The 21,217-nt window shown below is 51.4% G+C and carries 24 protein-coding genes and 1 pseudogene; all 25 read right to left on the reverse strand.

All coding sequences use genetic code 11. The features are described from left to right. Window positions 1-89: 89 nt before the first annotated feature. Entirely contained in the window at window positions 90-626 is a 537-nt protein-coding gene (locus AQR02_RS16115; RefSeq protein ID WP_148449117.1) for a hypothetical protein, read from the reverse strand. An 84-nt stretch (window positions 627-710) separates the two neighbouring features. Next, window positions 711-1,806: pseudogene (locus AQR02_RS16120) on the reverse strand (prephenate dehydrogenase). Window positions 1,807-1,854: 48 nt separating this feature from the next. After that, a complete protein-coding gene (gene hisC / locus AQR02_RS16125; RefSeq protein WP_054941349.1) occupies window positions 1,855-2,952 on the reverse strand; it encodes a histidinol-phosphate transaminase in 1,098 nt (365 codons plus the stop codon). A gap of 55 nt (window positions 2,953-3,007) precedes the next feature. Then, window positions 3,008-3,829 (reverse strand): tryptophan synthase subunit alpha, encoded by an 822-nt coding sequence (trpA, locus tag AQR02_RS16130; protein ID WP_054941350.1) that lies wholly within the window; start codon window positions 3,827-3,829, stop codon window positions 3,008-3,010. After that, complete coding sequence (gene trpB / locus AQR02_RS16135) at window positions 3,829-5,025, reverse strand: tryptophan synthase subunit beta (RefSeq protein WP_054941351.1); 1,197 nt, start codon at window positions 5,023-5,025, stop codon at window positions 3,829-3,831. Before trpB ends, trpA begins: the two co-directional genes overlap by 1 nt. Then, complete coding sequence (locus AQR02_RS16140) at window positions 5,022-5,702, reverse strand: phosphoribosylanthranilate isomerase (protein ID WP_054941352.1); 681 nt, start codon at window positions 5,700-5,702, stop codon at window positions 5,022-5,024. The genes trpB and AQR02_RS16140 overlap by 4 nt, the downstream gene beginning before the upstream one ends. Continuing rightward, window positions 5,695-6,525, reverse strand: coding sequence for an indole-3-glycerol phosphate synthase TrpC (gene trpC, locus AQR02_RS16145; protein ID WP_054941353.1), 831 nt, complete (start codon window positions 6,523-6,525; stop codon window positions 5,695-5,697). The genes AQR02_RS16140 and trpC overlap by 8 nt, the downstream gene beginning before the upstream one ends. Next, window positions 6,515-7,555, reverse strand: coding sequence for an anthranilate phosphoribosyltransferase (trpD, locus tag AQR02_RS16150; RefSeq protein WP_054941354.1), 1,041 nt, complete (start codon window positions 7,553-7,555; stop codon window positions 6,515-6,517). The genes trpC and trpD overlap by 11 nt, the downstream gene beginning before the upstream one ends. 128 nt (window positions 7,556-7,683) lie before the next feature. Beyond that, window positions 7,684-9,237 carry an anthranilate synthase component I gene (trpE, locus tag AQR02_RS16155; protein ID WP_054941355.1) on the reverse strand — a complete coding sequence of 518 codons (1,554 nt, stop codon included), beginning with the start codon at window positions 9,235-9,237 and terminating at the stop codon, window positions 7,684-7,686. A gap of 340 nt (window positions 9,238-9,577) precedes the next feature. Beyond that, window positions 9,578-9,949, reverse strand: coding sequence for a chorismate mutase (gene aroH, locus AQR02_RS16160; protein WP_054941356.1), 372 nt, complete (start codon window positions 9,947-9,949; stop codon window positions 9,578-9,580). Next, the gene (gene aroB, locus AQR02_RS16165) at window positions 9,943-11,046 is read right to left on the reverse strand and encodes a 3-dehydroquinate synthase (protein WP_054941357.1); all 1,104 of its coding nucleotides are present in this window, start codon (window positions 11,044-11,046) and stop codon (window positions 9,943-9,945) included. The genes aroH and aroB overlap by 7 nt, the downstream gene beginning before the upstream one ends. Before the next feature lie 2 nt (window positions 11,047-11,048). Further along, window positions 11,049-12,218, reverse strand: a complete 1,170-nt coding sequence (gene aroC, locus AQR02_RS16170) for a chorismate synthase (RefSeq protein ID WP_054941358.1) — start codon at window positions 12,216-12,218, stop codon at window positions 11,049-11,051. A gap of 198 nt (window positions 12,219-12,416) precedes the next feature. Next, entirely contained in the window at window positions 12,417-12,578 is a 162-nt protein-coding gene (locus AQR02_RS32885) for a hypothetical protein (protein ID WP_167347619.1), read from the reverse strand. A gap of 72 nt (window positions 12,579-12,650) precedes the next feature. Continuing rightward, a complete protein-coding gene (locus tag AQR02_RS16175; protein ID WP_054941359.1) occupies window positions 12,651-13,454 on the reverse strand; it encodes a CheR family methyltransferase in 804 nt (267 codons plus the stop codon). Between the two features lie 25 nt (window positions 13,455-13,479). Then, window positions 13,480-13,923 (reverse strand): nucleoside-diphosphate kinase, encoded by a 444-nt coding sequence (ndk, locus tag AQR02_RS16180; RefSeq protein WP_054941360.1) that lies wholly within the window; start codon window positions 13,921-13,923, stop codon window positions 13,480-13,482. 140 nt (window positions 13,924-14,063) lie between these two features. Continuing rightward, the gene (locus AQR02_RS16185; protein WP_054941361.1) at window positions 14,064-15,032 is read right to left on the reverse strand and encodes a polyprenyl synthetase family protein; all 969 of its coding nucleotides are present in this window, start codon (window positions 15,030-15,032) and stop codon (window positions 14,064-14,066) included. Next, complete coding sequence (locus AQR02_RS16190) at window positions 15,029-15,889, reverse strand: menaquinone biosynthetic enzyme MqnA/MqnD family protein (protein WP_054941362.1); 861 nt, start codon at window positions 15,887-15,889, stop codon at window positions 15,029-15,031. Before AQR02_RS16190 ends, AQR02_RS16185 begins: the two co-directional genes overlap by 4 nt. Beyond that, on the reverse strand, window positions 15,882-16,493 hold the full coding sequence (locus AQR02_RS16195; protein ID WP_054941363.1) for a UbiX family flavin prenyltransferase: 612 nt from the start codon (window positions 16,491-16,493) through the stop codon (window positions 15,882-15,884). The genes AQR02_RS16190 and AQR02_RS16195 overlap by 8 nt, the downstream gene beginning before the upstream one ends. Continuing rightward, window positions 16,493-17,365: a UbiA-like polyprenyltransferase gene (locus AQR02_RS16200; protein ID WP_054941364.1), complete on the reverse strand. Its 873-nt coding sequence runs from the start codon at window positions 17,363-17,365 to the stop codon at window positions 16,493-16,495. The genes AQR02_RS16195 and AQR02_RS16200 overlap by 1 nt, the downstream gene beginning before the upstream one ends. Then, window positions 17,358-18,110: a demethylmenaquinone methyltransferase gene (locus AQR02_RS16205; RefSeq protein ID WP_054941365.1), complete on the reverse strand. Its 753-nt coding sequence runs from the start codon at window positions 18,108-18,110 to the stop codon at window positions 17,358-17,360. Before AQR02_RS16205 ends, AQR02_RS16200 begins: the two co-directional genes overlap by 8 nt. 3 nt (window positions 18,111-18,113) lie before the next feature. After that, window positions 18,114-19,067: a heptaprenyl diphosphate synthase component 1 gene (locus AQR02_RS16210; protein WP_245237502.1), complete on the reverse strand. Its 954-nt coding sequence runs from the start codon at window positions 19,065-19,067 to the stop codon at window positions 18,114-18,116. A gap of 30 nt (window positions 19,068-19,097) precedes the next feature. Further along, on the reverse strand, window positions 19,098-19,634 hold the full coding sequence (locus AQR02_RS16215) for a hypothetical protein (protein ID WP_054941366.1): 537 nt from the start codon (window positions 19,632-19,634) through the stop codon (window positions 19,098-19,100). Between the two features lie 108 nt (window positions 19,635-19,742). Next, entirely contained in the window at window positions 19,743-19,991 is a 249-nt protein-coding gene (mtrB, locus tag AQR02_RS16220; protein ID WP_054941367.1) for a trp RNA-binding attenuation protein MtrB, read from the reverse strand. A gap of 105 nt (window positions 19,992-20,096) precedes the next feature. After that, window positions 20,097-20,369 carry an HU family DNA-binding protein gene (locus tag AQR02_RS16225; protein ID WP_019909963.1) on the reverse strand — a complete coding sequence of 91 codons (273 nt, stop codon included), beginning with the start codon at window positions 20,367-20,369 and terminating at the stop codon, window positions 20,097-20,099. Window positions 20,370-20,683: 314 nt separating this feature from the next. Next, window positions 20,684-21,217, reverse strand: a 534-nt coding sequence (locus AQR02_RS34385; RefSeq protein WP_245237503.1) for a stage IV sporulation protein A, incomplete at its 5' end; no start/stop codon positions are given.

Here is a 21,217-nt window from a genome sequence, read left to right on the forward strand (position 1 = left end):
AACACTGTACGATTCCAAGCGATTGTGAATTGTAGCCGCTTACTTTGTAAGCGGTTCTTTTTTTTGGGTTTGATTAATTACCCGGCAGGTTATTGATATGGCTGTGCAATGATTACCCGCTGAACATCCAGTTCTTCTTTGATATCCGCAAAAACCTTCTCCAGAGATTCAAAGAACAGCAGCGTATTTTGGCCAATATAACTCAACACCAGCTCGGTACTCTTGGCAAATTCCTTGATATGCGGACTTTTAACATTTCTTAAGATTAAATCACATATCGTTATTAGGTTTAAGTAAGCTGAAAGGATACTGTTTTGCATATACAATTCATTCTGTTTTAATCTTACCCAGGCATAAGTTCCTGAGCTTACATACTCTATCGGCATTTCTACATGTTCAATTGAGGAATTATTATGAATAAAATATTTTAGTTGTTCTTCGATTTCATCGAACGATTGATTGATATTAGCCAGAACGCCCAATTGACCTGCCCCCGCTTCTTGGTTTGAAGGCCTTTCTGCAAGGCGCCCATTGTAATCCTGTGTTCTGCAACAAGTATATACTTTTTTCGGGAAGTCTGTTGTGTTCTCATTTTGGTACTCCGCTATAACAAAAACAGCGCGCACCGCAAAAGATCGGCACACGCTGTCCGCACAAATTTGTATATCTGGTCTATTACATGGTGTTGGAGGGCCGGTTGTGTCCGGCTCCTATACGTACACTGTGTAGTCGTTATGCTGCAGCAGAATTTTTGCACGCTCCATATCGTTCTCCTGGCGGAAGGACAGCCGCATAATGCCTGGAACATCCTCACGGCTCTCAATGATCTGCACATTACTGAGGTTGATGCCCTGATCCCCCCAGCTCGGTTGCGATACGGCCGATGATCCCCGGATGATCGGGAACGTCAATATGAAGATCGAACAGCGGAGTAATCATCCCTTTGCGCCGTTCCGGCAATTGGCTGCGGAAACCGTTCGCTTCATGGAAGGCTTCCTCTATCCCGTCTCCGTCCGAATCCTCAAGCAATTGAATAAAAGATGATACCTCTTCATTCCAGTCCTTCAACAGACGCAGCATCACCGAGCGGTTATTCAGTAAAATATCGCGCCAGATGATCGGATCGCTGGATGCAATCCGGGTAATGTCACGGAAACCGCCGGCAGCCAGGGTGCTGTACAGTGAATCCTCAGAATCATACGCGTGAATCTGATTCACAAGCGCAACTGCAATAATATGCGGCAAATGGCTGATCGCCCCGACAATTTCATCATGGCGCTCCGGATCAAGTCTGACAATCTGTGCTTTCGTATGTAGGAGCAATGTTTGAAGTGCCTGGTAAGCCTCCTCCGGTACTCCTGGCGGAGGGGTCAGCACATAATAGGCATTCTCGAACAGCAGAGATGAGGCGGCTTCTACCCCTGAGCGTTCCGAACCAGCCATTGGATGTCCGCCAATGAAATGGACACCGGGAATATCCAGCGAAACCGCACATGCTGCGATACTGGCTTTGGTGCTGCCGACATCTGTGATGATGCAGCCCGGCTTGAGCGGAAGCTTGCTTAACTGCTGCAGGTAATTCTCAAGCATACCCACTGGCACACACAGAAAGATGTAATCGGCATCCAGCGCTGCTTCCTCAACAGAAAGGGTAGCCTGATCGACTACGCCTCTGCTGACATATTTAATCGCGGATTCAGGGCGGTGGGCATGGCCGACGACGGTCAGGCCCGGCTTGCCTTTGAAGCAAAGGGCCAGTGAGCCTCCAATCAGACCGACACCGAAGATTGCTATTTTTGTCGTCATATCTTTGTACTACCTGCCTTCTATGGTATCGTCTTGTACGTTTCCCTCTTACGCCCTTACTTCCTGCTCCTTGAGCGTCTGTTCCAGAGCAGCAATAAATGACTTATTCTGCTCGGCCGAGCCTACGGTAACGCGGATGCAAGTCGGGTATAACCGGTGTCCGGCTCTCACGATAATCCCGAGGCGCAGCAAGGCATCAAAGACTTCGGTAGCCGGCTTACGCACATCCACCATGATGAAATTACCGTGCGCAGGGAAGGATTTGAGACCCAGACGCTTGAATTCTCCCTCGAGCTGTACAATGCCTTCACTGTTGAGGCGGCGGCACTCTTCCACATAAGCCTGATCGGCCAGAGCAGCCAGCGCACCCGCCTGGGCCAGACGGGAGGTATTGAACGGTTCCCGTACCTTGTTGATTAGGTTAATAATTTGCGGGCTGGCTACCCCATAACCGATCCGAAGCGCAGCCAGACCATAAATTTTGGAGAAGGTCCGCAGCACAACCAGGTTCGGGTATTGACCCAGCAGCTTGATTCCATCCGAATAGGACGGGTCAGTCACATATTCAAAATAAGCCTCATCCAGCACAACCAATACACTGGCAGGCACCGCATTCAGGAACTTCACCAGCGCCTCTTCCGGCACAATCGTTCCGGTCGGGTTATTGGGATTGCAAATCCAGATGACCTTGGTCCGTTCGGTAACCCGGGCCAGCATACCGTCAAGATCATGCGTTCCGTCTACAAGCGGCACCTCAATGGTAACGGCGCTTTCGATATCCGCATTGCTTTTATATACGGAAAAGGTCTGATCTGCCATAATCGTCTCATCCCCCGGGAGGAAAAAGGCCCGGGCAATCAGGGCGATAATCTCATCTGAGCCGCAGCCGAAAATGATATTGTCACTCTGCACACCAAGATGGTTGGCCAGCGCAGCCGTCAAATCAGCAGCGGATCCATCAGGGTACAGAAACAGATTGTCCAGATCTGCGATGATTGCTGCCTTAGCACTTGGTGACGCTCCATAAGGATTCTCGTTAGAAGCCAGCTTAATAACCTCGTCTAAGCCAAGCTCTTTTTTTACCTCTTCTATTGGTTTTCCCGGCTTATAGACAGGGAGGTTAACAATATTCGGTTTCGGATTCATCTGTGGTCCTCGCTCTCCAGTGATAATTACAGCTTATTTAAGGTCTGTCAGACCATTATGGCTTTAATTGTGCCACAAATTCACGAATTTGCAACAGCCCTTCACTTCGTGTGGCTGGATTATCCAGCAGCGGAATAACATCCTCCACCTTACGGACTATAGCGCTGCCCACGACAACACCGTCGCAAATCTGAGCAAAGCGCGCGACCTGCTCACTGGTGGAAATCCCGAAGCCTACCGCTACCGGAAGGTCTGTCGCCCGGCGTACAGAAGCAATGAAATCATCGACACCGGTATGAAAAGAAGATCTTTCTCCCGTTACACCCAGTGAAGAAACGCAATAAACAAAGCCGCTGGCTCCTGAAACAATCCGCTCAATCCGCTCGCTGGAGGTCGGTGCAACCAGCGGAATGAGGTTCACTCCAGCTTCACGGCTGCGCTTACGCATCTCCTCCGACTCTTCCACCGGCAGATCGGGGATAATCAGTCCGCTGATCTCATGAGTATCCAGCTCGGCAAAAAACGTATCCAATCCCATTTGCATTACCGGATTATAATAAGTGAACAGAATAAACGGCAGCTTACTGCCCGCCTGGCGGGCTTTGAGTGCAGTCTCCATACAGGTGCGCAGATGAATATTGCCGCGCAGCGCTCTGGACGAAGCCCGCTGGATAACAGGTCCGTCGGCCAGCGGATCGGAATAAGGAACCCCGAGCTCCAGAATATCTGCACCAGCCGCTTCCAATTCGGCAATAATATCGAGCGTAGTGTCCAGATCGGGATCCCCTACCGTAAGAAAAGGAATCAAAGCTGCTTTTCCTTCGGCTTTAAGCTTCCGGAAGGTCACATCCATCCGGTTCGTCGTTTCTGTTGTCATCACTTATCCGCCCCTTCCGTATAAGCCATGATCGATTCCACATCTTTGTCTCCGCGTCCCGAGAGGCAGATGACGACAACGTCATCCTTAGTAAGATCTGGAGCAATCTTCGCTACATGCGCTATGGCATGAGCCGATTCCAGCGCTGGAATGATTCCCTCGGTGACACACAGCAGCTTAAGCGCATCCAGAGCTTCTGCGTCGGTAATAGGAACATACTTGGCACGTTCAATATCTTTGAGATAGGAATGCTCCGGTCCGACTCCCGGATAGTCCAGACCGGCGGAAATGGAGTGAGCCTCTGTAACCTGACCGTATTCATCCTGCAGCAGATAGCTTAAAGACCCTTGGAATACACCCTGGCTGCCCTTGCTCATTGTTGCTGCATGAAACAGGGTATCAATTCCCTTCCCGGCTGCTTCTACGCCGATCATGCCCACCTGCTCATCCTCCATAAAAGGATAGAACATGCCGATGGCATTGCTGCCGCCGCCGACTGCCGCCACCAGAAGATCCGGCAGACGGCCTTCGGCCTCCAGGATCTGGCGGCGGGTCTCATCACCAATAATCCGCTGGAAATTGCGGACCATCATCGGGTACGGGTGAGGACCAACTGCTGAACCCAAGATATAAAAGGTATCTTCCACATTGCTGACCCAGTAGCGGAGTGCTTCGTTACCTGCATCCTTAAGGGTCCGGGAACCGGACGTCACCGGAATCACCTCGGCGCCAAGCAGCTTCATGCGGAAGACGTTAAGCGCCTGGCGGCGTGTATCCTCTTCACCCATGAACACTTTGCATTCCATACCCAGCAGTGCTGCCACCGTTGCTGTAGCCACCCCGTGCTGGCCGGCGCCTGTCTCGGCGATAACCTTGGTTTTGCCCATTCTTTTAGCTAAGATCCCCTGCCCAATAGCGTTGTTGATCTTGTGTGCTCCGGTATGATTAAGGTCCTCACGCTTCAGATAAATCTTGGCCTCCCCAAGCTGCTTGCTGAGCCGCTCAGCATAATACAGCGGGGTTTCACGTCCGGAATACTGTTTCAGTAAATAATCTATTTCTTCCTGAAAAGCCGGTTCTGCCGAATATTTCGCATAGGCTTCCTCCAGCTCAATCAGTGCATTCATTAAGGTTTCAGGAACGAAGCGGCCTCCGAAAGAACCAAAACGTCCGTACTTGTCCGGTACTTGTATCATGATTGCTTCACCCTTTCCACGAAAAAAGTCATTTTATTGAGATCCTTGATCCCGCCACTTTCCACGCCGCTGGAGACATCTACGCCATCAGGTCTGTAGACCTCCAGCAGTTCACTCACATTGTCCGGATGAAGCCCACCTGCTACAAATAAAGGCAGTCCATGCGCTTCCGCAGCAGCTTGAATGACCGGAATCTGCCCCCAGTCAAAGGTGCGCCCCGAGCCTCCGCTTCCCTGCGGATCATAAGTGTCAAGCAGCAATGCATCAACAGAGCCGGCGTAGCTTGCCACAGTGCCGGGCCCATCGGGATCGCCAGCCTGACCCTTGCCTGCCACGGAGATGGCCTTCCAGACCTTAACCTGCGGAAAAGTAAGCTTGACCTCCCGGCAGAACGCTGCGCTCTCCTGTCCATGCAGCTGGATCACATCCAGCTGCACAGTCGTAAGCAACTCCTTCAGCTCTTCCAGGCCGGGGTTGACGAATACCCCTGCTGCACCTGGAGACTTCCCGGCCTCCCATGCCGACAGCTCAGCAACGAGCTCCGCTGCCTGTACAGGTGTTACCCTGCGCCGGCTGGGTGCAAACACAAATCCAATATAATCAAGCGGTAATCGCTTCATAGATTTTAGCACTTCAACGTCCTGAAGTCCACAGATTTTTACTAGTGTATCAGCCATGAAAAGCACGGTCCTTTCCGGCGGATACTGGTCCGAGCAGTTTATTCACCGCCTCTTCGACGTTCTGCTGCCTCATCAGATATTCTCCCACCAGTACACCTGTGGTACCGGTCTGGCGCAAATATTTGATATCATCCGGTCCGGCAATCCCGCTCTCGCTGATGACCGGAACTCCATCCGGCACCAGTGCCGCCAGCTCTGCTGTCGTTTCCAGTCTCGTCTCAAACGTGCGCAGATTGCGGTTATTGATACCTAGCAGCACGTGGGGCTGCTCTATTTTCCCTGTGCCGGCTACAAGCTCCAGTTCGCTGCGGTCATGGACCTCGATCAGTACATCCAGGCCAAGTGAAGCAGATAAATCTGTAAAAGCAGCTAACTGCCCGGCAGTTAGAATAGCCGCGATCAGCAGGACAGCATCCGCCCCCAATATACGGGCCTCATAAATCTGACGCTCGTCGATAATGAAATCCTTGCGCAGTAAAGGAAGGTTTACCGCTGCCCTAACCTGCTGCAAATACAAACCGCTGCCTTGAAAATAGTCTTTATCCGTTAGCACCGACAAGCAGTCGGCTCCGCCTGCTTCATACCCCTGTGCAATGGACACCGGATCAAAGTCCGCACGGATCAGCCCTTTGGAAGGTGAAGCCTTCTTCACCTCTGCGATAAGTCCGATCTCCCGGTTCCTCCTGCTTACAAGCGCCTCCCGGAAACCCTTTGTAGCCGGAAGCCCGGCGATTGTCTCTTCTGCTTCCTTCAAGGAAAAGGTTTTGCTTAAAGCTTCGACCTCTTTGATTTTGGTAGCGACAATTTTATCAAGATACATAATCAAGCTCCTTCGTCATGGCTTTTAGCTGTTCCAGCTTAAGCAGCGCACTGCCGGAATCGATCATACGGCGCGCCTCCTGGACACCTGCACTCAAGCTGTCCGCCAATCCGGCAACATAGATGCAGGCACCGGCATTAGCCAGTACGATATCACGGTATGGGGTTAAGGCTCCCTCCAGCACTGCAGTGATGATTGCAGCGTTCTCAGCAGCATCACCGCCCAGCACATCCTCCAGCGGATGCCGCTGCAGGCCCAGGGCCTCAGGGGTAATTTCATAGGTTTTGACAATGCCGTCTTTCAGTTCCGATACCTGGGTAGGTGCCGAAATGCTGATTTCGTCAAGGCCGTCCAGGCTGCTGACAATCATTGCCCGCTTGGAGCCCAGCTCCTTCAGCACATTGGCCACAATTTCTGTCTTATCGCGGTCGTAGATGCCCATAAGCTGGCGGTCGGCTCCAGCCGGGTTGGTTAGTGGCCCCAGCATGTTGAACACTGTCCGGAATCCCAGCTCGCGGCGCGGCGCGGCAGCATATTTCATGGACGGATGATAGATCTGGGCAAAGAGGAAGCAGATGCCGATATGATCCAGGCATTGCCGGGCCTGATCTGCGTTCAAATGAATGTTGACGCCCAGAGCTTCCAGCACATCCGCACTGCCGGCTCTGCCGGAGGCGGAACGGTTGCCGTGCTTAGCCACGCGCACGGAAGCCGCTGAAGAAATAATGGCCGAGGCGGTCGAAATATTGAATTTATGAATGCCTGAACCTCCGGTACCGCAGGTATCCAGCAGACGGGTGCGCTCTGTGAGCACCGGTGTCCCGAATCCGCGCATCGCTTCCGCGAAGCCGGTGATTTCCTCGACGGTCTCCCCTTTGATCCGCAGTGCGGTCAACAGCGCACCGATTTGCGCTGGGGACGCCACTCCTTCCATAATGGTCCCCATAATCTCACGGGCCTGGGTCCGGCTAAGATCTTTGCCCTCGATCAGCCCGGCAATTCCTGATTGTATCATTTGACTTGCATCCATAGTCTTTTTCCTCCTAAAAGTTTTGTTAGGATAACTTCACTGAACTGCTTCGGACAAAACTCTCTCCGGAAGCATCAGCTGAGTTTTATGGAGCATTCTCTGCTCAGCTCTTCTGTCCTGTTCTCTGATTAAGGCGTATATTCGTACATGTAATCCTGATTGATTACCTGTTTTTCTTTGATCTCTACCGGAAACATGGCTTCCGCCATCCGGATGGCTTTGAGCATGCCCTTTGCTTTGTTAAGGGTCTCTTCATATTCCTTCTCCGGCACCGAGTCCCATACAATCCCTGCTCCAGCCTGCACATAGGCCCGGCCTTTACGGAAAATGATGGTGCGGATGGTGATACAGGAATCCATATTCCCGGAGAACCCGAGATACCCGATAGCTCCGGCGTAGGCGCCTCTGGCTTCACGCTCCAGCTCGGAAATGATCTCCATCGCCCGCAGCTTCGGTGCGCCTGAGACGGTACCGGCCGGCAGACAAGACAGGAAGGCATCGAAGAAATCCTTATTGTCGTCCAAGGTCCCCGACACATTTGAAACCATGTGCATGACATGTGAGTACTTCTCGATTTCCATAAAGGAGTCGCATTTCACCGAGCCGAACTTGGAGACCCTGCCCAGATCGTTGCGGCCGAGGTCAACCAGCATCAGATGCTCCGCCCGCTCTTTTTCATCCTCCAGAAGTTCAGCCGCGAGGGCCCGGTCTTCTGCCTCATTCGCCCCCCGCGGTCTGGTTCCGGCGATCGGGCGGGTGGCCACGCGGCCACCGTCCACCTTCACCAGCGATTCCGGAGAGGTGCCGACGATGATCTCTTCATCCATTTTAAGATAATACATATACGGCGAAGGATTCAGCGTACGCAGCATCCGGTAGACATGCAGCGGAGATACTTCCGTCTCAATATGCAGGCGCTGCGACAGCACCACCTGAAAAATATCTCCGGCCCGGATATATTCCTTGGCCTGCTCCACATTGGAAATGTACTGTTCCTTAGTAAGGTTGGAATGAATCTCACCCAGCTCGATATCCTGGGGGATGCTGCGGCGGTTAACATTCTCCTTCGGCCCTTCCTTCTGTAGCTCCTCGGCGAAGTCCTCCAGCTCGCGGTTCAAAGCCTCATAGGCTGCGCGGATGTCGGAGTCTGTATCCCCGTCTTTGATGTGCAGATTGCCTACGAGCAGGATCTGCTGTTTCACATGATCGAAGACAATGATCCGGTCGCAGAACATGAAGCGTATATCATCCGTGCCGAGATCATCTACCGCATGCGGCGAGAGCTTCTCATAATATTGCAGCAGATCATATCCGAAGAATCCGATCGCACCGCCGGTAAACGGAGGCATCCCGTCCAGCTTTGGACTGCGGTAGGAGCGGAGCAGTGCTTTTAGCTCCTCGATCGGTTTGCCTGTCAGCCGCTTCTGCTCCCCGCCGACCTTCACGTGGATGACATTCTTTTTCCCGGATATCAGCAGAAACGGATCACTGCCGATAAAAGAATACCGGGCCCATTGAATGCCGCCTTCTACGCTTTCCAGCAAAAACGCGTGGGATTCACCGGCAAACCGCTGAAACAGCCGGATCGGAGTCTCCATATCCGCAAGCAGCCGCTTCACTACCGGAATCAGGTTATATTCCCGCGACAGTGATACCACTTCTTCAACACTAGGATTAGTCATTTTGGGATACCTCCTTGGAATGTACGAGTATATTATCCGAAATACAGAAAAACCTCTACCGAAGTAGAGGTTGTTGTAGGTAAGTACATGAAAAAGCGCTCAGGACCGGGAATCATTCCAAACGATGCATAAACTGTCTGATTAAGGATATACGGGTAGCGTAAATAAACCGTTAATCCTATCCAAAAAGACATCTGCAATTCAATGGAATGCCTCAGATTTAACATCCTGCACTCGTCTCAGCTATACTCAACTAGTCTAAACTCAACTCGGGCTTTACTCGGCTAATTACACTATACATGATGACGGTGTTCATTGACAACCCGGACCCGATAATAAATTACTTGCTCTGTGAGAGATCCGGACGAAGCCTCTGCGCCTCATTCAAATAGACATGGCGGATATCCCGCTGAGACTTATCCGTGTTGACCTGTACCATCAGCCGGATGCACATCGGCAGACCGCCTTTGACCGGAATCTCAACGGAGCACATCAGAGGCACCAAATCCCAGCCTTCAATTTCACGGATGGCCCGAGCCGGGAACGTAGCATCCAGATCACCTGTCACCGTAATCCATACACTGCAGATATCTTCGGCAATAACATCATTGCGCTCGACAATTTCCCGCAGCAGCACAACGGTTTCGCGCAAAATCTCATTTTCCTCGTTTTTGGTTACGGTAGTTGCACCGCGTATCCCCCGGTTCACCATGGGCTTCCCTCCTTCTTAAGCTGTGCGATAACCTCACGCACATCACTCTGCTGCACATCATTTACGATGCTGACAGCACCGATAGAATCCGGCACGATAAAGGTCATCTTGCCTTCCTTGAATTTCTTGTCATGCATCATGGCATCCATCAGCTCATCCTCGCTGAACTCTGCAGGCAGACTCACCGGCAGCGATAACGCGGACAGCATAGAAACGGTGTCCTCATAAATTCCCTGATCGCGGCCCAGCTTGGCGGCCAAGAGTGCCGAACCGGCCATCCCGATGGCAATCGCCTCACCGTGCAGGAATACACCGTAACCGCCTACCGCTTCGATGGCATGTCCGATCGTATGTCCCAGGTTCAATATCGCCCGCTGGCCCTGTTCACGTTCATCATTGCCGACGACTACAGCCTTGATGGCGCATCCGCGCTCCAGGGCATAGCCCAGCGCCTCTGCATCCAGGGCGAGCAGGTCCTCTGCATGCTCACGGCACCAGTACGCAAATTCACGGTCCAGAATCAGACCGTGCTTCACCACTTCAGCCAGGCCGGATGAGACTTGGCGCGGCGGCAGTGTGCTCAGGGTATCGAGATCATACAGCACCATCAAGGGCTGGTAGAAGGCACCGACCATATTCTTCGCCAGCGGATGATTGACGGCTACTTTACCGCCTACACTGCTATCATGGGCAAGGATCGTAGTTGGGATCTGGACGAACCCTATCCCCCGCATGTAGGAGGCGGCAACGAAACCCGCCAGATCTCCTACTACACCGCCTCCAAGCGCCAGCACCGCTGAACTGCGGTCCAGACCCGCTTGAATCGCAGTTGTAATCACTTCCTCGTATACAGCCAGTGATTTGGAGGCTTCACCGGCAGGAATAACATGATTTACGACCGAATAGCCTTGTTCTTGCAGTGAAGCTTCAACTACAGCCAGATAGCGCGGGGCTACTTCGCTGTCACTGACCACTAGCAGCGGACTGCGGAGCGGAATGCCGGCATCCCGGCAGCGTTCCCCGATCTTGCGCAGCAATCCGCTGCCGATATGAATGGGATAAGAGCGCTCGCCTAAATCTACAGTAATACTGCGCATAATCAGTAGCTCTCCAGCTGCGCCAGGTAATTATTGTAGTTCGCTCTAATCTCCTCAAGCGAATCGCCGCCGAACTTCTCCAGGAATGCTTTGGCAATCTCCCAGGCAACCACGTTCTCCAGTACTACACAAGCTGCCGGAACAGCGCAGGCATCCGAGCGTTCCACCTGTGCAGTGAAAGGCTCCTTGGTATCGATATCCACACTTTGCAGCGGTTTGTACAGGGTAGGGATCGGCTTCATGACACCGCGGACTACGACTGGCATTCCGTTCGTCATGCCGCCTTCAAAGCCGCCGAGCCTGTTGCTTGCCCGGTAATATCCCCGGGAGGCTTCATACATAATCTCGTCATGGACCTGTGAACCGCGGAGTATCCCGGCTTCGAAGCCGATACCGATCTCCACACCTTTGAACGCATTGATAGACATGACGGCTCCGGCAATGGCTGCATCAAGCTTACGGTCGTACTGAACATAGCTTCCGAGTCCGACAGGCAATCCTTCAACGATGCATTCCACAATTCCGCCGATAGAGTCGCCTTCCTCCTTGATCTTGTCTATGTATGCCTCCATCTTTTGTTCCGTCTCTTTATCCACGACTCGTACGGAGGATTCTTCCGTCCGGGCAATTAATTCGTCGATAGGCAAATTATTTGCAGGCGCTTCAATCTCACCGATCCGGATCACCTGTCCGGCAATCTTGACGCCGAACTCTGCCAGCAGCTGGCGGGCAACAGCGCCTACCGCCACTCTTGCGGCTGTTTCACGTGCACTGGAGCGCTCCAGTACATTCCGCAGATCGGTATGGTTATATTTCAATCCGCCGTTTAAGTCGGCATGTCCGGGACGCGGCCGGTTGACCCGCCGCTTCTCTTCATCACTGCCGGGGATCGGCTCAATATTCATAATATTCTTCCAGTGCGTCCAGTCTTTGTTCTCTACTACCAAAGCTACCGGAGCACCTGTGGTATAGCCATGGCGCACCCCGCCGACGATCTGAGCGGTATCCTTCTCGATCTGCATCCGGCGTCCGCGGCCGTAGCCCTTCTGCCGGCGCAGCAGCTGAAAATTAAGCTCTTCGAAGTTAAGTGTCAAATTGCTGGGCAGTCCCTCAATAATTGCTGTAAGCTGGGGGCCGTGCGTTTCCCCCGCTGTTAAATAGCGTAAACTCATGCTGCGTTCCCCTTTCACACTTTTAAACTGTAAACCGCTAAAATATTAAAACTCTTGCCTCATTATAGTATAGCCTTCCCGCTTTGACAAGAAAGGGATCATGAGCAAAAAGCAGATTTGTGCCCATATAAGAACAGCGCCGCCTTACTCTTTCGAGCAAAGGCGGCGCTGCTAAACGTCCCGGTTCAGAGCCCTGAATCAGCTTCCGATCTTTCGCTGTGCAGGAGGAACAGTCTGCTTGCTCTCCTCAAGCTTAAGCAGGCTTTGCAGCTGCAGCTCTTCGACACCAAGAATTTGCCCGCATTCACGGACGGTCAGAAACCCGCGTCTGTATGCGGCAATGACCTTACTTTTGTCCATCTGGATTAACGACCTTTCGCATGGCGTAAAGTACCTGCTATTCAGTATCACTGAAAGATTGCGAAAGTATACCTACTTTTTCCGGTAGAAGAATGTTTCCGTTGATTCAAATCCGTATTGTGCAGGAGTGAAAATCTGTTCCGTGCTGCCTACAAACAGATAACCGCCCGGACGCAGACTCGCCGAGAACTTATGATAGAGCTTGTTCTTCGCTTCCTCTGTGAAATAGATCATTACATTGCGGCAGATGATCAGGTCAAACCCTTCATCGAATTTGTCGAGCAGCAGATTTTGCTTACGGAAATCAATATTCTTCTTCAGCGATTCACTAACCTTGAAAACAGGGCCCTCCGGTGTAAAGTAACGGTTGGCCACATCCTTTGGCACATCTTTCAAGGAGCGTTCCAGATAGAGTCCCTGCTTGGCCTTCGCCAGTGCCCCGTCATCAATATCGGTAGCCAGGATGCCGGTCTGTGACAGGATGTTTTTGTCAGCCAGGATCATAGCCAGCGTATATGGCTCTTCTCCGGTTGAGCAGGCAGCGCTCCACAATTTCATCCTGCGGCCTGAGCGCTGCAGTTCCGGCAGTATAACATCCCGCAGTACTTCCCAGCGGTTCGGGTTGCGCCAGAATTCAGAGACGTTGATCGTCATCCGGTCCAGAAACTCATAGAATAAAGATTTATCCTTCATCATTGCAGCAAAAAATTCAGCAAAAGTATGATACCCGTTCTTTGTCCGGAGCGTCGTCAGACGGCGCTTCATCTGTGCTTCCTTGTATTGGGCCAGATCAATTCCGGTGCTCTGCTTAACATTATGAATAAACCCGGTGTAATCCGGGTCTGGTGCTGTTGAATTCTCTTCATGATCAGCCATTATAATCCCTGCCTCCTGCCTGGAATTACATCCAGACTGCGATGTCTTTGCTGTAGTCTGCCAGTTCTTCAGGAGCAAAGAAATTAGCTATTTCGCGCTCTGCACTTTCCGGCGAATCCGATCCGTGGATCAGGTTAAGCGGAGTATGGCTGGCAAAATCACCGCGGATCGTGCCCGGCAATGCTTCGCCAACTTTCGTTTTGCCGATCATCAGACGGGACAACGCGACTACATCATCGCCTTCCCATACCATAGCGAATACAGGACCGGAAGTGATAAAGCTGACCAGTCCAGGGAAAAAATCTTTGCCTTCATGTTCTGCGTAATGCTTTTTGGCTTGCTCTTCCGTAACGGTAATCAGCTTCGCGGCAATCAGCTTGAATCCCTTATCCTCCAGGCGGGCAACAATACGCCCGATCAATCCGCGCTGTACGCCATCGGGCTTGATCATCAGATACGTTTTTTCCATAGAGTCACTCTCCATTTTCGCTTAGTCCAATAAATAACCGGTTTGAGACAAGTCCCAGCTTTTATATTATGGTTATATTTTCTGATATTATCAGAAACCCTGCCATCTGTGAACGTTTAATATTTTGGGGAATAGGAGGCTTAGTAAGCACGTCCGGTCACAAAAAAAGCAATATCCCGCAGATTCCGTTTGGTCTTGTTAGTCGGAAGCTGGTCCAGCGCCGCCAGAGCTTTGTCGATGTAGCGTGAAGCCAGCGCTTCTGCACGGGTAATTCCGTCTCCGGACAGGATCAGATCAATGGCACGGCCAACACCGGCTTGCTCTGCGCGGATAGAGGCCAATTCTTCCAACAGCGGCGCACGCAGGCGCGTGTCCTCCAGACTGTAAATCACCGGCAGCGTAATATTGCCCTGCCTCATATCACTGCCCGGCGGTTTGCCGATTTGCTTCTCTGTTCCTGAGAGATCCAATAAATCATCGCGGATCTGAAATGCCATCCCGACATTATAACCGTAATTATAGAGCAGGCGGGCAGTGTGTGGTTCTGCGTCCGCTGCCAGCGCACCAAGCTCGCAGCTGATAGCGATAAGCAGCGCTGTTTTGCGGCGGATCCGCCGCAGATAATGGCGTACACTTTGCTCACTATTGAAGAAATCGCGGATCTGTTCCATTTCTCCGATGGACATCTCCACCATTGCTTTGGAAAGGATCTGATGAATCCGCGGATTTTTGAGTTCCGAGGTGATGACAAGAGCCTTGGCATAGATATAATCACCCGTATACATGGCGATCTTATCACCCCATTTAGCCTTGACGGTAAGCTCTCCCCGCCGAAGCTCGGCATCGTCGATGACATCGTCGTGCACAAGTGAAGCGCTATGTATCAGCTCCAGCGGAATTGCGACTCGCTTCAGTTTCTCCAGATCATATTGTCCGAATTTGCCGCCCATGAGCACAAATACCGGCCGCAGCCGTTTGCCGCCTGCCTTCAGCAGATGAAGGGAAGTCTCTGTCAGCAGCTCGTCATCACCTTGAACACTGCGGTACAGCTCTTTTTCAATCTGATCCATATCCTTATTCAGCAATCCGAATATTTGCATTCGCTTCATTCTTTCACCCGTGTCAGCAGATTGTAGCTCCAAAGCTCCATCTTCACTTCCTGCGGCAGCAGGCCCAATTCATAGGCATAGCGGAAATAGAGGTTCAGACCTTCCTGCTGCCTTTCCCCAAAGTCATAACATAAATTACTGAAGTACCCGTGCCAATATTCAGGTGTTCCTCCAACCGACGAGCAGGCCTCCCGGATAATCGGAGCAAGCTTATTTACCCCGCGTACTTTACTCTCCACAAAAGCCTCGGCAATTTCGGCGATCGCCTCCGGCTTGTCTCTCGCTGCCTCACGGTTAACCGCCCAGACTGCAAAGGTCATGCTGTGTCCGGTCCACTCTTTCCAGACCTCGCCAAGATCCGTGACGAAGTATCCCTGATCCTGCCAGGTAGCTTTGATCGCATTGTCGCCAATCAGGAGACAGGCATCCGCCACTTCCATCATCCTATCCAGATCGGGTTCCGCCGTCACATATTCCGGTTTACAGCCGGCCGCCTTCTCCAGCAGAATCTTCAGCAGATTCACTGAAGTCGCTGAGGTGTTGGTCACCGCAATTTTCCCATTTCCAATCTGCGTAAATGGCACGCGGGAGAACAGCATGATGGATTTTACCGGGCCGTCCGCACTGACAGACAAATCCGGCAGCAGCAGCAGCCGGTCACTTAACGCTGCATAAGCAAAAGAAGATAATGCGCCTACATGAATCGTTCCCCGGGCCATCCCCTGATTAAGAATGGCAGGCACTTCACTCACCATCTCTGCCGGATAGCTTAACGAAGAGGGGGAGAAATTGTGAAATACCGGCCATGAGTTGGTATAGCTGATTTTACCGATAACGGTATGCTGAGGATTACTCATTCGTCTCCCCCCATCTGCGGAATAAATGGTGCTCAATGTTAAAGCTGTCCAGCACTTTTCCAACCATGAAGTTAACCAAATCATCCATGCTGGTCGGCCCAAAATAAAAGGCTGGCATGGCCGGAATCAGCTTGACTCCTAGCCGCGAAAGCTTCAGCATATTTTCCAGATGAATGGCATGAAGCGGTGTCTCACGGGGTACAAGCACCAGGGGCCTGCCTTCCTTCAGCATCACATCAGCAGCCCGCGTCATCAGGTTGTCCGAGCTTCCATGCGCTACAGCAGACAGCGTTCCCATCGAGCAAGGCATAATAATCATTCCTTCTGTACGGAAGGAGCCGCTGGCAATTGATGCCCCTATATCCGCGATAGGGTGATAAAGCAGAGAACCGGGATAGCCTTTGAACTGTTCGTTCAAAAAGCCTTCCCGGTCTGTGGCGGCAAAACCCAGTTCTTCTTTGAACACCCGCCAGCCTGCATTGCTGACCACAAGATGGACCGTATACCCCAGTGCAAGCAGGGTTTCCGTCAGACGGACGCCGTAAATTCCGCCGCTCGCCCCGGTGATTCCTACGATGAAGTGTTTCGGTTTCAGCTCTGTCATCAGTAAAACTGCACCACCAAGTCAATCAGAGTAAAGGAAAACACGACGATGCTCAGCACACCGTTCATTGTAAAGAACGCGGTCTGCAAACGGCTTAAATCGCTTGGAGACACAATATGATGTTCGTAAAATAGGATAATATAAGCAATCAGCATTCCCGCCACATACCACCAGCTTAAATCAGTGATAAAGAGCAGTGAAACAAATCCGATGCCCGTTAGAATATGGAATACCTTGGCAATATCCAGTGCACGGGCCACTCCAAAGCGCACCGGGATGGAATACAAGCCTTCTTTTACATCAAAATCAACATCCTGGCAGGAATAGATAATATCAAAACCGGCGGTCCAGAACACAATCGTGAAGTAAAAAATCATGGCGGTCCAGTCTACATTGCCCGTAACCGCAACCCAGCCCCCCAGAGGAGCGAGCGCAATGGTTAGTCCGAGGATCAGATGGCAGGCCCAGGTAAAACGCTTAGTGAAGGAATAGAACACCAGCAGAAAAACAGCAATGGGCAGAAGCTGAGCAGATAGCGGATTCAGCTTAAAGGCAGCCCAGAATAATAAAAAGAACGAAATTGCGATGAACACTGATACTTCTCCAACCTTCAAAAGCCCAGCGGGAATTGCCCTTCCGGCTGTCCGGGGATTCTTCGCATCACTAATCCGGTCTATCAGCCGGTTCAGCCCCATAGCCGCACTTCGTGCACCGAACATAGCGATAATGATCCAGCCAATCTGAGACCAGGATGGCAGCTGGCCGAACATTACAACGGATCCTAGCAGCGCCCCCATAAAGGCGAACGGTAAAGCAAATACAGTGTGCTCAAACTTAATCATTTGCAGAAAAACGCCGACTTTTTTAAACATTACAATTCTCCTTGAACCCAATATGTAATGCAGCGATGCCTCCGGTCAAGGGGAAGGATTCCACTTTCTGCAACCCGGTTTCACGAAAAATCACCGAAAGCTGCTCTCTGTCCGGGAAGAGGGCCAGTGATTCCGGCAGCCATTTATATTGCTCGTATCTTTTGGCAAACAGCTTGCCGAGAAGCGGAAGCATCCGCTCAAAATAAAAATAATAAACGCCCTTGAACGGCTGCTTCATCGGTTTAGAAAGCTCCAGACAGACAACCATTCCTCCCGGTTTCACCACACGCTTCATTTCATTCAACACTTGAACGAGATCAGGCACGTTGCGAAGCCCGAAGCCTATTGTTGCATAGTCAAAGGAGTTGTCACCAAACGGAAGTTCCATGGCATTGCCCTGGATGAGCGAGATACGGTCCTGAAGGCCTTGCGCTTCCACCTTGCGCCGGCCTACTTCAAGCATCCCTGCACTGAAATCCAGTCCCATCACGGAACCGGTCTGGCTCGCCTCTGCGAGTGCGATGCTCCAGTCACAGGTGCCGCAGCAGAGGTCTACAGCAGAATCGCCCCGCTTCATCGCCATCTTGCGCATGGTGAATTTACGCCAGGCTTTATGGCGGCGGAAGCTCAAAATATCATTCATCAGGTCATATTTACCGGCGATGCTCTCAAATACAGAATGAACAAATTGCTCCTTCGGCTTAACACCTTTATCGCCCAAAGAAGAAGTTTTCTCTATCGTCATACTCTACCCCTCCAAGGCTGCTTGTCCAGAAATTTTCATCTGCAGGAGGAAGCGGTCCAGCAGGGTGCTGAGCTCACTGATCAGATGCTCGTCCTTTATACCCTGCAGCAGTCCTTGGATGGACTGAAGCGATTCGTGAAGCTTATCGGTCAGCAGGGTGTCACATTTGTATTTCATTTTTAGTTTCTTCCAGTCCTTAAGGTCCATGCTCCGGCCGCGGAGCAGTTCAACCTCATCCTCTGATGCGCTCTCCAGCATTTTCCAGTAACAATACCCTTCACGGGCATTGCCGGGATCACTTCCGCGCCGCAGTTCGTAGCATACCGTTTCACAATGGCTGAACTCGGCCAGCAGCTTCTCCCAAAGTTCGGTGAGCGCCCCTTCAATCATCGGTGTAAAAGAAAGGAACAGCCGCATATTGAGCTGAACCGAATGCCGCAAATATTGTTCCGCGGAGAGCAGCATCTCCTTCATTTTGCCGTATAAACGGGCCTTCATCACGTTAATGTCAGCGATCGCCGAACTTATACTGCCCACCATTTCAATCTGTCCGCGCTTCGCAAGCAAGTGATAGAACCAGCCGCTGAAATAATCGCCGGCCAGCACTTTCAGCTGCCGCGAACGCATAAGGTCGCCACCGGGATCATCCTGAGTACGGTCGATGATCTCATGCGTATCGAGAGCAAGCTGCACAAGGCCTGTAACAAGCGTGTAGAGCTCCCTGTTACGGTCTTCAGCTTCCGTGCCGTAACTAAGGAAAATATATAACAAATGACTACGCCCATCCGAAAACGGCGGCAATTCCGTATGCCGCTGAATCATGTCGTAGTCTGTGTAGGGCTTTACTAATTGCGGTATGCGGTACGGTTTCATTTCAGCCTCCGGAGCCATTGACGTTATTACAATATCTTTGTTCACAATCTTGTCTATTATATCACATGTTTTTTTGTCACGCACGATGGGACGTCCTAGTTTCTTTTACCCATATCAGGGATAAATGAACTGCTTCCGCCACAGCTCGCTTTCACTAATACGGAAGCCTTTCTTAAGGCGGTCAGGCAACGGCCCATTGCCGGCCGACTGTAGCTCCTGCTGCAGCTGAAGCGACCATTCCTTCCGGCGGATATCACCAGCGAGCAAGAGGCGCCGGCTATCCAGCCATTTATCCTCCGCTACGATACGCAGCAGGAGCTGGTCTACATTCTCCGTATCTTCGAAGGCAAAAGAAATCGCCAGTGCCATGTTCTGATATAACTCCTGAGGCTCATGGTCGTTGCCAGTTACCTTTAGATCCAGCGACAGGATCTGATTCTTCCAGCCGACACTGTCAATGTCCAGGCTGAGGGGCAGCTTGCTTATCACATCTACGAGATTATCATTTGCAAGCGTGGTACTGCCCCCGCCGAGGGTCTCCACCGCGCGCGACTGCTGCAGAGCTGGTTCGAGGGACGCCAGACGCGGCAAGATTACAGCAGAAGCAGCGGCCAGCAGTATTGCAGTTCCGATCAGCCAGCCCCGGTTCATAGCCTGCCCCCCTTATCCATAGTTTCCGCCAAGCCGTGACATTATACGATCGTACAGACTTGCGTATATCTAGTTATATTTAATAAAAAAGCAGGCTATGCCTGCTTTTCAGCTTTCACTTTCCAGTTTTCCGTGTTTGCTCCATATTTCCGCCTTGCCGCGGATTTTCATAGCTGAGGTATGATCGGTGAATTGAGCGATCATCACCTCTCCTTTGTCCAGCTTCTCCGTGTGGTGAAAACGCGTATCCAGCCCGCGGGAGAGTCCGATTACCTGAACGCCGTTCTCCTTAGCCTTTACCACGATGTATTCGCTGCCGGCCGGAGCAGGGCTAACGCCATTATTCTTCTCGGTCATGTCTAATCCTCCTTAACGTATTAGTCCTTCAACAACAAATGCCGCCTTGGAGGGCGGCATCGTTAATACTCGGAAAGAGACTATAGGATTGATATGTAGAAATCTCTATTTGATTCCGTCTTTAAGCGCTTTACCTGGTTTGAAAGCAGGTACTTTGCTTGAAGGAATTTCGATTTCTTCACCAGTTTGCGGGTTACGGCCTTTACGTGCGGAACGTTCGCGCACTTCAAAGTTTCCGAATCCAACCAGTTGTACTTTATCGCCGCTTTGCAGAGCTCCTGTGATCGCTTCGAAAACGGCATCTACCGCTTTAGTAGCATCTTTCTTGGGAAGTTCAGTTGCTTCTGTAACTACGTTGATCAAATCTGATTTATTCATGTCTTCTCACCTCCCTGGGCAAATTTCCGGTATCATACACTGTTTCCGTTTCAACGCAAAATATACGTGATAATCCCGTTTATTACTAGATACTGGCGCCCTTCTACCTAGAAGCGCAACAAACTTATAGTAATACAGCCCACCCATAATTTCAAGGCGTTACTCAAAAAAGGAGCAGAAAGTATCATTTGAGCAGAGAATATCCGCTGAAATGATAGACTAATACTGTTAGATTATTCAATTTAAGTACAAAAAAGAGAGCGGATTATCCTCCGCTCCCTTTTCTGATAATTGGTTCATCAGGTATTGTTGATTTATAAAATAATGGCGATAAGTCCGCCTGAGCCCTCATTAATGATTCGTCCAAGCGTTTCCTGCAGCTTATAGCGGGCATTGTCCGGCATCATGGCGATTTTACCCTGTATGCCTTCACGCACGATGGAATGAAGCGAGCGGCCGAAAATATCTGACTCCCAAATTTTAATCGGGTCGTTCTCAAAGTCCTGCATCAGATAGCGCACCAGCTCTTCACTCTGCTTCTCAGTGCCGATGATCGGGGAAAATTCCGATTCCACATCAACCCGGATCATATGAATGGATGGGGCTGTCGCCTTCAGGCGGACTCCAAAGCGTGATCCTTGGCGGATCAATTCCGGTTCATCTAGCGCCATTTCAGCCAGCGACGGTGCAGCAATACCGTAGCCCGTTGTTTTGACCATTTCCAGCGCTTCTGAGAATCGGTCGTATTCACGCTTGGCATGTGCGAAGTCCTGCATCAGCTGCAGCAGGTGATCTTTGCCGCGGATTTCAACACCGACCACCTCCATGAGCACCTGATCGTACAGCTC

It is taken from the genome of Paenibacillus ihuae, from assembly GCF_001368795.1.
GTDB classification, from domain to species: Bacteria; Bacillota; Bacilli; order Paenibacillales; family Paenibacillaceae; genus Paenibacillus_AQ; species Paenibacillus_AQ ihuae.